General features: G+C 67.8%; 12 protein-coding genes. 6 read left to right on the top strand and 6 right to left on the bottom strand.

Annotated elements, in window-relative coordinates; all coding sequences use genetic code 11:
* Nucleotides 1-86: 86 nt before the first annotated feature.
* On the bottom strand, nucleotides 87-1646 hold the full coding sequence (locus AADZ55_RS18655; protein ID WP_085325056.1) for a dolichyl-phosphate-mannose--protein mannosyltransferase: 1560 nt from the start codon (nucleotides 1644-1646) through the stop codon (nucleotides 87-89).
* A gap of 25 nt (nucleotides 1647-1671) precedes the next feature.
* On the opposite strand from AADZ55_RS18655, the gene rsmI reads away from it, so the two are divergent.
* Nucleotides 1672-2535 (top strand): 16S rRNA (cytidine(1402)-2'-O)-methyltransferase, encoded by an 864-nt coding sequence (gene rsmI / locus AADZ55_RS18650; protein ID WP_085325057.1) that lies wholly within the window; start codon nucleotides 1672-1674, stop codon nucleotides 2533-2535.
* A gap of 12 nt (nucleotides 2536-2547) precedes the next feature.
* Here rsmI and AADZ55_RS18645 read toward each other — a convergent pair whose 3' ends face one another.
* The 4 genes from AADZ55_RS18645 to AADZ55_RS18630 form a co-directional block, all read right to left on the bottom strand.
* Nucleotides 2548-3993 (bottom strand): hypothetical protein, encoded by a 1446-nt coding sequence (locus AADZ55_RS18645; RefSeq protein ID WP_085325058.1) that lies wholly within the window; start codon nucleotides 3991-3993, stop codon nucleotides 2548-2550.
* 87 nt (nucleotides 3994-4080) lie between these two features.
* Nucleotides 4081-5352, bottom strand: coding sequence for an aminodeoxychorismate synthase component I (locus AADZ55_RS18640; protein ID WP_207569082.1), 1272 nt, complete (start codon nucleotides 5350-5352; stop codon nucleotides 4081-4083).
* Between the two features lie 55 nt (nucleotides 5353-5407).
* Entirely contained in the window at nucleotides 5408-6325 is a 918-nt protein-coding gene (locus tag AADZ55_RS18635) for an RNA polymerase sigma-70 factor (RefSeq protein WP_085325060.1), read from the bottom strand.
* On the bottom strand, nucleotides 6322-7506 hold the full coding sequence (locus AADZ55_RS18630; RefSeq protein ID WP_085325061.1) for an NAD(P)/FAD-dependent oxidoreductase: 1185 nt from the start codon (nucleotides 7504-7506) through the stop codon (nucleotides 6322-6324). The genes AADZ55_RS18635 and AADZ55_RS18630 overlap by 4 nt, the downstream gene beginning before the upstream one ends.
* Before the next feature lie 169 nt (nucleotides 7507-7675).
* Between AADZ55_RS18630 and AADZ55_RS18625 the strand changes: the two genes are divergently transcribed.
* The gene (locus AADZ55_RS18625) at nucleotides 7676-7984 is read left to right on the top strand and encodes a hypothetical protein (protein ID WP_085325062.1); all 309 of its coding nucleotides are present in this window, start codon (nucleotides 7676-7678) and stop codon (nucleotides 7982-7984) included.
* Nucleotides 7985-8309: 325 nt separating this feature from the next.
* The gene (locus AADZ55_RS18620) at nucleotides 8310-8819 is read left to right on the top strand and encodes a hypothetical protein (RefSeq protein ID WP_133056415.1); all 510 of its coding nucleotides are present in this window, start codon (nucleotides 8310-8312) and stop codon (nucleotides 8817-8819) included.
* 211 nt (nucleotides 8820-9030) lie between these two features.
* Here AADZ55_RS18620 and AADZ55_RS18615 read toward each other — a convergent pair whose 3' ends face one another.
* The gene (locus AADZ55_RS18615) at nucleotides 9031-9846 is read right to left on the bottom strand and encodes an FkbM family methyltransferase (RefSeq protein WP_085325064.1); all 816 of its coding nucleotides are present in this window, start codon (nucleotides 9844-9846) and stop codon (nucleotides 9031-9033) included.
* Between the two features lie 243 nt (nucleotides 9847-10089).
* Here AADZ55_RS18615 and AADZ55_RS18610 point away from each other — a divergent pair, with 243 nt between their 5' ends.
* The 3 genes from AADZ55_RS18610 (at nucleotide 10090) to AADZ55_RS18600 (ending at nucleotide 15189) form a co-directional block, all read left to right on the top strand.
* The gene (locus AADZ55_RS18610) at nucleotides 10090-11955 is read left to right on the top strand and encodes a putative bifunctional diguanylate cyclase/phosphodiesterase (RefSeq protein ID WP_085325105.1); all 1866 of its coding nucleotides are present in this window, start codon (nucleotides 10090-10092) and stop codon (nucleotides 11953-11955) included.
* Nucleotides 11956-11962: 7 nt separating this feature from the next.
* Nucleotides 11963-13666, top strand: coding sequence for a hypothetical protein (locus tag AADZ55_RS18605; protein WP_085325065.1), 1704 nt, complete (start codon nucleotides 11963-11965; stop codon nucleotides 13664-13666).
* Between the two features lie 86 nt (nucleotides 13667-13752).
* The gene (locus tag AADZ55_RS18600) at nucleotides 13753-15189 is read left to right on the top strand and encodes a polysaccharide biosynthesis tyrosine autokinase (protein ID WP_085325066.1); all 1437 of its coding nucleotides are present in this window, start codon (nucleotides 13753-13755) and stop codon (nucleotides 15187-15189) included.
* Nucleotides 15190-15218: the final 29 nt, after the last annotated feature.

Here is a 15218-nt window from a genome sequence, read left to right as displayed (position 1 = left end):
CGGTAGATGCCGGCCGAGATCCAACGCGGTGCGCGCCGGCTTGCCACCGGTAGCCCTCACAGCCGTCACGGCATTCTCGGCGCAGCTCACCGCCAGCTGGGCAGCCAGATCTCCATGTTCCAGGTCTGTTGCGAGATCGGCATGCCGGTGAGCACCGGATACAGCCAGGCGAAATTGGTTACCACTAAAGCCACGTAGCAGGAGACGACGATCAGGCCGAGCGTGCGTCGCTCCGAGCCGGGAACGGGGTGGTGGTAGAGGATATCGCCGAGAATCAGCGAAATGCCCATCACCAGGAACGGCGCCATCGTCGCTGCGTAGAAGAAGTACATCTGCCGGTCCATGTCGGCGAACCACGGCAACCAACCGGCGCAGTAGCCGACCAGCACCACCGCGTAGCGCCAGTCCCGGCGCACGAACATCCGCCAGGCGGCATAGGCGAGGACCGGCACGGCCAGCCACCACATCGCCGGCGTGCCGACCAGCAGCTGGGCCTTGACGCACGACTGGGCGCCGCAGCCGGCAACGTCCTGTTGGTCGATGGCATACAGGACCGGCCGCAACGACATGGGCCAGCTCCACGGTTTGGATTCCCACGGGTGGTAGTTGCCTGCGGAGTTCGTCAGGCCCGCATGGAAGTGGAAAGCCTTGGCGGTGTAGTGCCAGAGCGAGCGAATGGCATCGGGCAGCGGGATAACCGAGTGTCGACCAACCGCCTGGCCCACCGCGTGCCGGTCGATGGCGGTCTCGGAGGCGAACCACGGGGCATAGCTGGCCAGGTAGACCGCGAGCGGGACTAGCACCAGCGCATACCCGGTGGGAACCACATCACGTCGCAATGTCCCCAGCCACGGTCTTGGCACCTGATATTGACGTCGCGCCGCCACGTCGAACGCCAGCGACATCGCGCCGAAGAACAGCACGAAGTACAGGCCGGACCACTTTGTCGCGCAAGCCAATCCCAGCAGCACCCCGGCGCCGAACCGCCACCAGCGCACGCCCAACCTGGGGCCCCACACCGTGGCGGCGCTGCGGCCCTCCAGGAGCGTGATGTGCATCCGTTCCCGGACCCGATCGCGGTCGACGATCAGCGCGCCGAACGCCGCGACCACGAAGAACGTCAGAAAGCCGTCCAGCAGCGCGGTCCGCGCGGTGACAAAACTGACCCCGTCGCAGATCAGCAGCAGGCCGGCGATGGCGCCGACCAGCGTCGACCGGCTGATTCGCCGCACGATGCGCACCACCAGGGCCACCAGTACCACGCCCAGCAGGGCCCCGGTGAACCGCCAGCCGAGTCCGTTGTAACCGAAGATTGCCTCGCCTATCGCGATCAGCTGCTTACCGACCGGAGGGTGCACAACCAGGCCGTAGCCGGGGTTGTCCTCCACCCCGTGGTTGTTCAGCACCTGCCAGGCCTGAGGTGCGTAGTGCTTCTCATCGAAGATGGGGGTGTCGGCGTCGGTCGGAGAACCCAGGTTCAGGAACCGGGACACCGCGGCGAGGAGGGTAATCACGCCGGTCACGATCCAGCCGCGCAATCGGTCTACCGGCCCGAAATCAGCGACCGGCACCAGCGGTCCGGGGCTGACCACGGGTGCTTCCCGCTCCTGGGCAACGGCGGGGGTTTCTCGGGGCGGGGCGGCCATCGGTGTCGATCGTAGGCTGTCGGTCATGACCTCTGGTCGCCTGTTGCTCGGCGCAACCCCGCTGGGTCAGCCCTCGGATGCCTCGCCACGCCTGGTCGACGCGTTGGCCAGTGCCGATGTGGTGGCGGCCGAGGACACCCGGCGCGTGCGAACCTTGGCCAAGGCTCTCGATATCCGGATTGGCGGACGGCTGGTCAGCTTGTTCGACCGGGTGGAGGCGGTGCGGGTGACTGCCCTGCTCGACGCGGTCATCACCGGTGCGACGGTGCTGGTGGTCAGCGACGCCGGGATGCCGGTGATCAACGACCCCGGCTATCGGCTGGTTGCGGCGTGTGTCGACGCCGGGGTTCCGGTGACGTGTTTGCCGGGGCCGTCCGCGGTGACGACCGCGCTGGTGGTGTCCGGTCTGCCGGCGGAGAAGTTCTGCTTCGAGGGTTTCGCCCCGCGCAAGGGCTCGGCGCGGCGGGCATGGCTGGCCACCCTGGCCGAGGAGCGGCGCACCTGTGTGTTCTTCGAATCACCGCGTCGGTTGGCCGCGTGCCTGCGCGATGCCGCCGAGCAGCTCGGCGGCGCCCGGCCGGCGGCGATCTGCCGGGAGCTGACCAAGGTGCACGAGGAAGTGGTGCGCGGATCGCTTGACGAGCTGGCCGCCTGGGCGTCCGGGGGCGTGCTCGGCGAGATCACCGTGGTGTTGGCCGGCGCGGCCCCGCGTCCGGACCTGGCGTCGCTGTTGGCTCAAGTGGAGGAATTCGTCGCGGGGGGTATTCGCGTCAAGGACGCCTGCAGCGAGGTGGCGGCGGCGCATCCCGGGGTGCGCACGCGTCAGCTCTACGAGGCCGTGCTGCAATCACGCCGGGAGGCGGAGGCACCTGGGGCAGCGGAACTGTAGCCGCGGGTCAGGTTAGGGGGTGCACACTCCGATGGGGCCAAATGAAGGTGTGCACACCCGTGGGTGCGGAAGCGCCGGCAGTGCCGGAGGTCCCGGCAGTGCCGGAGGTGCCGGTAGTGCGGGCGGTGCCGGCAGCGCCGGCGCCGCCGGGAGCGGGGGCACACCCGCGGGCAATGCCGGGAGACCGGGCGGTAGACCGCCCGCCAGCGCCGGCAGCGCCGCCGCGCCCGCGGCCAGGGCCGCCGGATCCACCCCCGGCAGCGCCGCCGCGCCCGCGGCCAGGGCCGCCGGATCCAGCCCGGGCAACGCCGCCGCGCCCGCAGCCAGAACCGCCGGATCCACCCCCGGCAGAGCCGCGGCCAGCACCGCCGGATTCGCCCCAACCAGAGCGGCCAGCATCGCCGGATCCACCCCCGGCAGGCCAGCCGGCAGACCGGCCGCCAGCATCGGCAGACCACCTGCCACCAGCGCGGTCAGCTCCGCCGGCGACATTGCTGGCAAACCCGGCAAGCTCGTCGGCAGACCGGCCGCCGCCGCCATCGCGATCAGATCCGTCGGCGATACGCCCGGCAGACTCGGAAAACCCACACCCGGCAGACCGCCCGCTGCCGCCAACGCGACCAGGCTCGCCGGCGTCACGCCGGGCAGGCCCGGCAAACCCACCGCCGGCAGCGCACCCGCTGCTGGCACCCCGGGCAGCAGCAGGGAGCCCACCGTGCTTGCTGTTTCGCGGACTCCCGGCAGGATCCCGGAGGACTCCAGCGCGTTTACTGCGAGCACAAGATAGGTGACCGCGACCGCGCTTGAGGTCAAAACGCCCGCGGTCGTGGCTCCCACGCCCAGGACCCCATTCACGACCGCGGCGGCCGTGTTCACCCCGGTGATTGGGTCGGGTATACCAGGGACGCCGACGCCGGGAATGCCGATGCCGGGAACGCCGATGCCGGGAATGCCGATGCCGGGAACGCCGACGCCGGGGATCCCAATGCCGGGGATGCCGACGCCCGGAATCCCGATGTCAGCTATGTCCGGCGCGGCCGCGTTCGGCAGGGCAGGTCCGGGCGGCAGGGCGGCCGCGGGGGGCAGGGCCGAGATGCCCGCGCCAGGCGCGCCGGGGGTTCCCGGCGTGGCCACCCCGGGTACCGCGCGGGCGGCCGGTCGCGGAAGCAGAGCCGGCGCGATCGCGTCGACCGCCGGCTGGACGGGCGCCGGTACCGCGGGCTGCGCTGCGGCGGGCCCCGGTTGTGTCACGTGGTCGGGCATCAGGACCGATGCCAGACGATCGCATTGCTGGCCGGCAACACACGTCCCGCCCGCAATTCGCTCCTGTGAAGACAACGTTAACGGCGCTACCGCCAGCGTCCCCCCTACCACGGCAGCGGCCGCGGTGCCAACGACAGCGATTCTCATCGCAAACCCCTCTCGAGCCCCTCTCGAAATTCGACACGCGACAGACACGCGTCAATGGCTTGAGCTTAGGCGCACCTGGCCCACCGCGTGGGCGTTCGGCGAAATTCACCACGCTGGCTGCCGCCAGTTTGCTGGCTAACCGACCCGGGTCGCGGTCGCCGTGGTCGGCTGCCCGACGATGGGAGCAGCTTTGTGCAGGCATTCCTCCCATTCGGCGGCGGGATCGGAGTCTGCGGTGATCCCGCCGCCGACGCCCAGCACGGCGTTGCCGGTGGTGTCGAACTCGACGGTGCGGATTGCGACGTTGAGCTCGCATCCGGCGATTGGGGAGGCCAAACCAACTGTGCCGCAATATATCCCGCGACGATGCTGCTCCCATTGCGAAATCAATTGGCGAGCCCGAAGTTTGGGTGTGCCGGTGACCGAAGCCGGCGGAAAGGCGGCGTCTAGCAGCGCTGACGTCGGCTGCTTGAGCGGAACTCGCGCCGACACCGTGGACACCAGGTGCCACACTCCCGGCGCTCGTCGCACCACCAACAACTCGGGCACCGTCACCGTCCCGGTTACCGCCACCCGGCCGAGATCGTTGCGGACCAGATCCACGATCATGATGTTCTCGGCCACCTCTTTGGCCGAGGCCCGCAGCGCCGACGGCTGGGCATCCAACGGAAGCGTGCCCTTGATCGGGCTCGACGTCACAACGGCACCACGGCGCCGCAGGAATAGCTCCGGGGATAGCGACGCGACCGCGCCCCACCCTCCCGCGACAAAGGCGGCCCGGGCGGCAGAGGTACGACCGAACCCGTCGATGAAGAAGTCCAGCGGGGACCCGACGACCGTCCCGGAGAACTGCGTGCACACGCATGCTTGGTAGACCTCGCCGGCGGCGATCGCTTCCAGGCAGGCCAGCACCCCGTCCCGGTGCGCCGCCCGGTCGGCCGGTTCCCAGTCGATCCGGCAATCCGGGGTGGGTCGGTTGACCGATGCCGGGATTGCCGCCAGCGCGCTGGCCAGCCAGCCCGCTATCGGGGAACCGGACAAGCTCTCGTACCACCACTGCCCGTCTCGATCGCGGCGTAGCACGCAGTCGGTCCAGCCGCCGGCGGCTTCCGGGATCCGGTGAGGTCGCCCGTCCGCGCCGGCGTCCGGGTAGGACAGGTAGCCGACCCAGCCGCCGCCCACCGCCCCGCTAGCGGCATCGGGCCCGTTGCCGCCCGGCGGGACCGCGAACACGTCGTCGCGGCTGACCGGTTGTATCGACACACTCGGAGCGATCACCGCCCGCGCACCGAACCATTCACCGGTCAGCGCGGCCGGTGGCGGCAAATCGAGTCGACGGGTGGCGCGGCCGACGGCCCGGAGCACCGCGGGTGCGCCGCCAAGATCGCCGAGTCGCTCGATTCGCACCGTTCTAGCTTGACAGAACGGTGGATTTTCGCAGCGCAAGTGTTGCTGCGGGGGCTCAGCCGCGGCTGATGGTGCGGGCCGTCGCCAGGGTCGTCAACTTGTCGGGGTTGCGCATCACATAGAAATGCGTGATCTTGTCGTCGACGATTTCCAACGTGATCACCCCTTCAAGGTGTCCGTCGAGGTAGAGCAAGACCGCCGGCGCGCTATTGCACGTCACCGTCTGCACCTGCAACTGCGCCCCCGCCTTGCGCATCAGCCCGGCAATGGCCCTGGCCACCCGCTCGGCGCCGACCACCGGCCGGCGGGCCGCCGACACTTTTCCGCCGCTGTCGGCCAGCCAGGTCGCGTCCGGGGCGAGCATCGCCATCAGCGCCGCCACGTCGCCGTTGGCCGCCGTTTGGAGGAACGCAGCGGTGATCTGCTCGTTGCGTCGCGGATCCACGCTGTCGAAGCGCTTGCGTCGGGCCCGCACATGTTCCCGGGCCCGGTGGGCAACCTGTCGCACGGTCGGCGCCGGCTTGCCCACCGCCTCGGCGATCGCGCCGTAGTCGAATCCGAACACCTCGCGCAGCACGAACACAGCGCGTTCGTCGGGACTCAGCGTCTCCAGCAACACCAGCATCGCCATCGAAACCGATTCCGCCAGAACGACATCGGCCGACGGATCCTGGTCGTCGAGGAGCAGCGGCTCGGGCAGCCACGGGCCCACGTACTCCTCACGGCGGCGGGCACCGGCCCGCAACGCGTTGAGTGCCTGCCGGGTGACTAGCTGGGCCAGATAGGACTTGGTGTCGCGCACCGTCGACAGGTCGACATCCGCCCACCGCAAATAGCTGTCCTGCAACACATCATCGGATTCTGTTGCCGAGCCCAGGATTTCGTAGGCGATGGTGAATAGCAGCGGACGCAGCAGGGTGAACCGCTCGGCGTGCTCAACTCCCGAGGATGACGGGTCCGACGGACCCGTCATCGCAGCGCGACCTGTCGATCGGCGGCCAGCCCGGCGGGCCGGTCGCCGCCTTTGAGCCACCAGTACGAGCCGGGTTTCGCCGCTTCGCGGCGAAGCGCCCACAATGTGCCCTTGCAGACCGCCTCCTTGATGGATGCGCTCACGCGGCCACCCACGGCCACGTTTACCGGGGTGTCGTCGGTGCGGGCGAACTGGACGGTTCCGTGGTTGCGGCCCAGGCTGATGCACTGCCCGACGAACGCCTGGTTCAGCGGTGCGGGCGTTCCTCCGGCGATGCGGCTGAGCACGGAGTTGGCGGCCTGCGCGGCCAACGGTCCGGCGGCCTGACAGCTCATCCGCAACGGCTCACCGGACGGCGCGACGGCGTCACCGGCAGCCACGACACGCTCATCGTCGAGGCTGGTGAGTGTTTCATCGGTGAGCAGTCGGCCCAGCGTGTCGGTGCGTAGCCCACTGCGGTTGGCCAGATCCGGCACGGTGAAGCCCGCCGTCCACACCGTCACCGCGCTGGGCAGCACCGCGCCGTCGGCCAGTACCACCTGATCGCGGCGCACCTGGCTGACTGCGGTGGCATCGAGCACCGTGACGCCGAGTTTGCGCAGCTGCCTGGCCACCGAACGCCGGCCCCGGTTGCTCAGCGAGGGACCCAGCCGGCCGCCGCACACCAGGGTCACCCGGCGGCCCCGTTCGGCCAGCTCGGCGGCCGTTTCGATGCCGGTCAGGCCGCCGCCAACCACGCTGATGGGCGCATCGGGACCCGCATCGGCGAGGGCGGACCGCAGCCGGGTAGCGCTTTCCAGATCGGCCACCGAATACCCGAACTCGGCCGCGCCGGGCGCCGTGGGCGGGGCGGTGGTGCTGCCCACTGCGTAGATCAGGTAGTCGTAGCCCAGCACGTCGCCCGAGGCCAGCGTCACCCGGCGGGCCCCGGTATCGATGCGCTTCGCGCTGTCGACGACCAGCCGGATGCCGTCACCCAGCAGCGTCGAGTAGTCGGCGGTAGCGGTACCGCTGCCAGCGGCCAACTGGTGCAAACGGATTCGCTCGACGAAGACCGGACGCGGGTTGACCAGGGTGATGTCGATGTCGGCACGCTGGCGCAGGTGATTGGCGGCCATCGCTCCGGCGTATCCGCCGCCGACGACGACGACGTGAATGCGCTGCTCGGCTGGCTTGGTCATGGGTGTCTCCTCTGGTCGCGGTTCCGATGGGGCTTGTGCCCTTGAGACACCGCGGGCCGGCAGGCCGTGACAATCCGGGCCACGAGTGTGAGCTGTTTCACTATCGCACTATGCGTTCCCAGCCCGGCGTTCGTCCGGCGTGCCTAGCTGAGCACACCAAGTTCGATCCGTGACCGGCTCCGACGATTCCGACTTCTACCCGGTTGTCCGACTCGATATGCCGCGCGACGCGCTGACCCCAACAACGGTCACCCCCCACGGCCCTACTGGCGTGGTCACGACGGCGGCACGAGGTCAAGGTCGAGGGGCGTTGGTCCTTGGGTGCCGGTATCGAGCTCAGGTGTTCATGTGCAGCGATGTGCAGCGACGCGACGTCGGATCGGGCGCCACATCCGGCTACAATGGGCGGGGCGTGGCGCTCGCCGAGGAGCTGCTGGGTGTGCTTGTGCGGCGGCGTCACTTGCGACTCCCAACGTGAATGCTGGGAACGTGGCCGGGGACGCCGGTCGGCTCCGGGAGTCGTCGTCGTAGGCGACGCAGAACACGCTGCCCGAGACGACGCTGTGCGCTGCGCGTGTGGAAGCGATTGACGCGGAATGCCGCGATCGCTTGTGGGCGTGCTCAGATTGGCGGACACAGAACTGAACAGTTGGCTTCGTGTGTGGCCACTGCCCACCGTCGGTTCGGTGCGGCGCGGGTTCGGGCTGTGGTGCGCAGCTCAGCACGCTGTCTACAAGCTCCTTAGCAGGTTCGCATTCGTTGAACGCATGCACGTTGTCTCGTTGGACCGCCGCAATGCTCGTATGTCGCGGGACGTGAATGGGAGGCTCAGCCACGGCCTGGCCACGCGCGAAGATCTCGAGCGGATGCGGGAGGATCCGGGGCTTTCCATCGACAAAGTCAAGCTGGCGCAGTACGACGCTGGCAATCGTTGTCTGCTCAGTTTCCTGGACGGCAAGCTTGCCGGGTACACGTGGGTCGACGCTACGGGCCAGCCCGAACTCCTGCCGGGGCTGGTCGTGCGGGTGCCCGAGGAGTACCTATACCTCTATGCGGGGCTGACCCTGCCCGACTTTCGAGGTATGGGCTTGCAGGCCTACCGGCATTACGCGGTCCTCGAGTACGAGCGGTGGTGCAGGCGAGACGGGCTGCTGGCGATCGTGAGGCACACGAACTGGAGTTCGCGTCGAGCTGTGCACAAATGTGGCTACCGGCAGATCGGGTCGATATTTCTGGTCGGCACGCCGTCGCGGTTCATTGCGGTGCTCTCGCGGTCACTGCGGCAGCTGGGATTGGAGCGGGTCGCGAACTGAGCCAGCGAGGCGCGATTGGTTGTCGTTGTCCCGTCATCGGTGTGCTCATCAGCAGTTCGCATCACCGAGCGGTCTCTGTGCGCCAATTCGACGACGGTGTTGTCGATGCGGCGAACTGGGCGGTTCCGTGGCTTCGGCCCAGGCTGATGCACTGTCCGACGAACGCCTGGTTCAGCGGTGTCATCAATGGCTTACGCGAGTGAGCCCGTTCCTAGTCGCCCTTCGGCAAGAAGACGAAATTGTTGACGTAGACCCCACGTGCCGCCCAACCCGCCGCCCTGCCGCCGATGTTCGCCGGGTTCTGGTGCCGGGCGGCGTCGAACTCCTCGATGGGCCGGCGGTCGGCGTCCGGATCGGAGCCGAGGCTGAAGGAGCCGGCGTAGCCGAGCCCGGTCAAATACTCGGTGAGCGCGGCCACGGCGTTGGGGTGATGGCGTTCTTCGGCTTCCACCACGATCGCTGGCCGGTTGCGGACGAGCGTGTCCGCCGCGCCGCGCAGCACCGCCAGTTCGTGGCCCTCGACGTCGACCTTGACCAGGCCAACGTTGTCCAGGTGCAAATCGTCGAGGCGCTTGACCTGCACATCGATGGTGGTGATCGCTCCGCCGCAGGGGCCGCCCAGGTCGCCCAGGACGTTGTGGCCCTCGATCGTGCTGCGGCCCGGCTCGGACCGCACCACTCGCATGGCGGTGACGCCGGGCCGGTCCGACAGCGCCATCGCCTCGACCCGCACCTTGGCACCGAGGGCGCCGAACATTGCGGCCAGATCGCGGGCTTGGGCCGGTCGGGGTTCGAAGGCGATCACCGATCGTGACGAGCCGAGCATGGCGATCGTGAACTCGCCGACGTCAGCCCCGACGTCCAGCGAGACCCGGTTCGGGTCGCACAGGGAGCCAACCAGCGCCACGTCCGGGCGGGTCTGGCCGAGGCGCAACAGGATGCGGTATTTGCGCCGCCAGTACAGCCGCGGTGCCAGGGTCTTTGCCGCCGCGGCGAGCCACCGTTTGGGTGCGGGTGCGACGGGCATCTGCAGTGGTCTCCTGTTTCTTTGGCGACCGCAACCGTAACCGAGCCAGGCCACCGAACACCGAAATCCCAGTACACTCAAATCCTCATACACCAAGCAGACAACCGGGCGAACCCAGGGGCGTTTCGATTCGCATCGGTGTGCGGACGAGGGGGCTGCCGCAAAGACCCTCCCCGAACCGGGCCAGTCGTCCATAATTTGGGTCGAGTAACCCTGGGACACGTGCACGAATCGGAGGTCACGTTGCCGCGCAGCCTAGACCTCGTCGTCACTTCCGTTGCTACCCAGCTCATGCAGGCCACCGCGTCGACCGCGACGCAGGTGAGCCAACGGGTACTCGCCCAGCTCGTTACCCAGTTCGATGTGGACGGCAGCTTCTTGCGGCACCACGACCACGACATCCGCGCCTCGGTACTGGTCGCGGAGTGGCCGGCGCGAACCGACGTCCCGGACCCGGACCCGCACGCCGTCGTGCACTTCACCAGCGCCGACCCGGTGCTTGCGCAGTGTGAGCACGGTAGGAAGCCCGTCGTTATCCGGCCGGACCAGAACATCCGGTCCTTCCAGCGCTGGCTGGGGGGGACCAAACAGGCGGTGTGGCCCTCGGTGGCCGCCGCACCGTTGGTTTCGGGGGAGATGACCACCGGCGTGCTGGGCTTCATCAAGTTCGGTGCCAGGAAGTGGAAGCAAGAGGAGATCAACACCCTCGAGGCGATCGCGGCCCTGTTTGCGCAGCTTCAGGCCCGCATCGCGGCCGAAGAAAAGCTTCGCTACCTGGCCGAGCACGACGACCTGACCGGCCTTTACAACCGCCGGGCGCTGGTCGGGCATCTGTCCGACCGGCTAACCGCCGGCAGCCCGGGACCCGTCGCCGTCCTGTATCTCGATCTTGACCGGCTGAAATCGATCAACGACTACCTCGGCCACACCACCGGTGACTGGTTCATCCGCGTCTTCGCCGAACGCCTTCGCGTGTGCGCGGGTCCTGGCAGCATGATCGCCCGTCTGGGTGGGGACGAGTTCGTCGTCATTCCGGACCAGACGATGTCGGCTGGAACCGCCGAAACGTTGGCGCGTCGTCTTGCCACGATGCTGCGCGAACGGCTGGCCATCGGCGGCCACCAGATCACCCGCACCGTCAGCATCGGGTTGGCCATGGGGATGCCGGGGCGCGACAACAGCACCGATCTCCTCCGTCGTGCCGACGAGGCGGTCCTGACGGCCAAGCGAGCCGGCGGCAACCAGGTAGCGGTGTCCACCGACGACATGTCGCTGAAGAGCGCGTTCCGCAACGACATCGAGCTGCATTTGCAGGGCGACATCGACAGCGAAGCGCTGATGCTGCACTACCTGCCCGAGGTCGACTTGTGGACCGGCGCGATCGTGGCGGCCGAGGCGCTGGTCCGCTGGCGGCACCCGGTTTGGGGGCTGCTGTTGCCGGATGCGTTCATCGGGGTTGCCGAATCAACCAACCTTGCCGGCGAACTCGGCCGATGGGTGATGCGCAGCGCGTGTGCCGAGTTCAGTCGGTGGCGATCCAACGGCATCGGACAAAGCGCGGTACTGCGCATCAATGTGTCACCCGTTCAACTGATTACTCGCGGCTTCGTCCGCAGTGTCGCGGAAACCATCGAGGAGTTCGCTATTGACAGCGGATCGGTGTGCCTCGAAATCACCGAGCGCGCAGTGGTTCACGACATCGAAGCCACTCGCAAAACGCTTTCGGAGCTCAAGGAGGTCGGGGTTCAGCTTGCCATCGACGACTTCGGCACCGGTTACGCCGTGCTGTCGCATCTCAAATCCCTACCGGTCGACATGCTCAAGATCGACACCGGGTTCGTGCGCGACCTGGGCACCAACGCCGGTGACCTGGCGATCGTTCGGGCCATCATCGGTCTTGCCGAGGCGTTCGGACTTCAGTTGGTGGCCGAAGGTGTGGAGACACCCGCTGCGGCACTGACTTTGATGCAACATGGCTGCCACCGGGCGCAGGGGTTCTTGTTGTCGCGTCCCGTTCCGGGCAACGCCATGGAGGCGTTGCTGTCCGCGCGCTGGATGCCGATGCCGTTCCTCGCTGACCGCGAGGCGCTGACGCTCGGTGCGATCTAGTTACAGAATGGTTCGAAAAATTAGGAAAATCACACTGGTCGTCGTTGCGTGCGCAGCGCTGATGCTAGGTGGGCCGCTCAGCGGGTGTAGCGGCAACCAGAGCCACAGCAGTCCACTGACTGCGATGGTAAGTCCGGCCATACCGTCGACCGCTCAGGAGATCCCCAACCCGCTGCGCGGCCAGTACGAAGACCTCATGGAACCGCTTTTCCCGCAAGGCGAACCGGCGCAGCAACGCTATCCGGCTTGGCCCGCGTCCTACGATGCAAGCTTGCGCGTCTCCTGGCGGCAGCTGCAGCCCACCGATCCGCGCACCCTGGGCCCGGACGCTCCCGACGATCGCAAGTACGACTTCAGCGTGATCGACAACGCGCTGACGAAGCTGGCCGACCGTGGTATGCGGCTGACGCTGCGGGTGTACGCGTACAACTCCTGTTGCGACGCAACCTATCCGAACAACACCAACATCGCGATTCCCGATTGGGAGCGCGCCGTTGCCAGTACCAACACCAGCTATCCCGGCCCGGCGAACGGTCCCGCGGCCGGGGTGACGCAAGTGGTGCCGAACTTCAACGACCCGACCTATCTGGACGATTTTTCGCAGTTGCTCGCCGCACTCGGTCGTCGCTACGACGGTGACGAACGGCTCAGCGTTTTCGAGTTCTCCGGGTACGGGGACTTCAGCGAAAACCACATCGCCTATCTGCGCGACACGCTCGGCGCGCCCGGCCCCGGCCCGGACGACAGCGTGGCGGCCCTGGGCTACTACAGCCAGTTCCGCGATCAAAACATCACCATCGCGTCCATTAGGCGGCTGGTCGCGGCGAACGTCAGCGCTTTCCCGCACACCCAGTTGGTGACCAGTCCCGCCAATCCGGAAATCGTGCGCGAACTGCTCGCCGACGACGTCACGAACAAGCTGTCTGCGCCGGTGGGCATCCGCTCGGACTGCCTGGGCGTCTACGCGCCGATGCCGGCCTGGGCCGAGTCCAATGGCTCGCACTACGTCCAGACCAGAGACCCGGTGATCGCCGCGCTGCGCCAGCGTCTGGCAACCGCGCTGGTGATCACCGAATGGTGCCAGTTGCCGAGCGGGACCTCGCCGCAGTCGTATTACGAGAAGGGGCTGCGCGATGTCATCCGGTATCACGTGTCGATGACGTCGAGCATCAACTTCCCGGACCAGGCGGCGACCGCACCGATGGACCCCAAGCTGTACCTGCTGTGGGCGCAAGCCAACGTCGTGGCGGGCTATCGGTACTCGGTCGAAGCGCGGCCGGGATCGCAAGCGCTAGAGGGCAAGGTCGCGACGATCTCGGTCACCTGGACCAACTTCGGCGCTGCCGCCGCCATCGAGAAATGGGTGCCCGGCTACCGGCTGGTGGATTTCACCGGACGGGTGATTCGCACGCTACCGGCAACCGTGGACCTCAAGACCCTGGTGTCCGACCAGCCCGGTGATCGCAGCAGCGACCAGCCGACACCGGCGTCGGCCACCGAGACGGTTCGCGTTGATCTGTCGGGCTTACCGGCCGGCCACTACACGCTGCGGGCCGCGATCGACTGGCAACAGCACAAACCGAACGGTTCCCATGTGGTGAACTATCCGCCGATGCAGTTGGCCCGCGACGGCCGCGACGATTCCGGCTTCTACCCGATTGCCACCCTCGACGTGCCACGCGACGCGCTGACCTCAGTCAACGGTCGATAGCGTGGCGCGTCCACAGCTCCGGTCAGCGACACCGTCTGACGCGGTCGACAAGTGGGTATAGGCAGCGGGTAGGGAGGTACAAGCCGATGGATTTCCGCACCTTTGTCCGGACGCTCATCCACCACTGGAAGCTGTTCGTCGCGGCGTTGCTGTTCTGTCTCGCCGGTGCCGCGGCTGTGACGGCGGCCCAGACGAAGATCTACGAATCATCGGCTACCGTGCTGATCTCATTCTCCGGCGAAACCGACCTCGCTCAGGTGTTTCAGGGCACCCAGGCCGCCCAAGAACGGCTGTCATCGTATGCGGCGATCGCCGGGGGGCGCGCCGTGGCGGAGCACGCCGTCGTTGCGTTCCAGCTTCCGGTCAGCCCGGACGCGCTGGTGCGCCAGACGCATGTGGAGTTCATCCCGAAATCGACACTGTTCACCGTCGCCGTCACCGATTCCGATCCGAAACGCGCGGCGGCACTTACCAAAGCGATGGCCGAATCGTTCACTTCGATGGTTGCGACGCTCGGCGCGAATCCCGGGGTGCCGAGGGCACCGGACCAACCAACAACGCAACCGCAGGCGGGCGAGCCAACCCCGGCGCCGGACCCGCAGGCGGCGTCACCCCAGGCGGTGCCGATCGCCAGGGCGACGGTGGTGGAGCAGCCCCGGGTGCCCGACCGTCCGATCCGGCCGGTGCCGATCCGCAACATGGCGATGGGGCTCGTTGCCGGGCTGCTACTGGGCACCGGTGTGGCGTTGACGCGCGAGGCCGCCGACCGCACGGTGCGCGACCGCGCCAAGTTGGAACGACTTTCGGGTTTGCCGACCTTGGCTGAACTGCCCGGAAAGCGTGGCGTCGCACCGCGATTCGGCACGGACATCTCGTTCGATGATGCGGTCCGCGGGTTGCGTGCACGTCTGTTGCGGGCGATGGGACCGGGAGCGCACCGGGTACTGGTAACGGCGCCGTTCGGCGGTGAGGGATCAACGACGACGGCGCTGAACCTGGGTCGCGCGTTCGCGGAACTCGGCGAAGACGTGCTGCTCGTGGAGGGGGACACGCGTCGACCGGTGATCGCCGGCTTGCTCAAAGTCGAATCGGGGGAGGGGTTGGCCAATGCGCTGGCCAACCCCGACATCGCGACCAAAGCGGTGAAGCCGACTGCGATTCCGAAGCTATTCGTGCTCGCGGCGCGCGCCGTCCGCCGGGAGACCCTGCCGTGCAGCGCCTACCTGCCAGAGGTGTTGGACAAGGTGCTGCGGGACTTGTCGGCCGTCTTCGACCGCACGGTGGTGGACGGTCCGCCGGTGCTGGCGACGGCGGACGCTGGCCTGCTGGGCGGGGCCGTCCAGGCCACCGTGTTGGTTCTGCGGGCGGGGCGTACCACCGAGGACGAACTCAACGATGCATTGACCGCGTTGCATGCGGCCGGCGCCAACGTGGTGGGCACCGTGCTCACCGATGCCCGGATTGCCCGTCACACCAAGGCCGCAACCCGGACGTACCGGGCAAAGGTCAGCGGGCCCGCGTGATTCGGTATCTGCGGAGTCGTCATCGGTTG

The organism is Mycobacterium decipiens, from assembly GCF_963853665.1.
Lineage (GTDB): Bacteria > Actinomycetota > Actinomycetes > Mycobacteriales > Mycobacteriaceae > Mycobacterium > Mycobacterium decipiens.
This window is presented reverse-complemented; position numbering and strand designations above follow the sequence as displayed.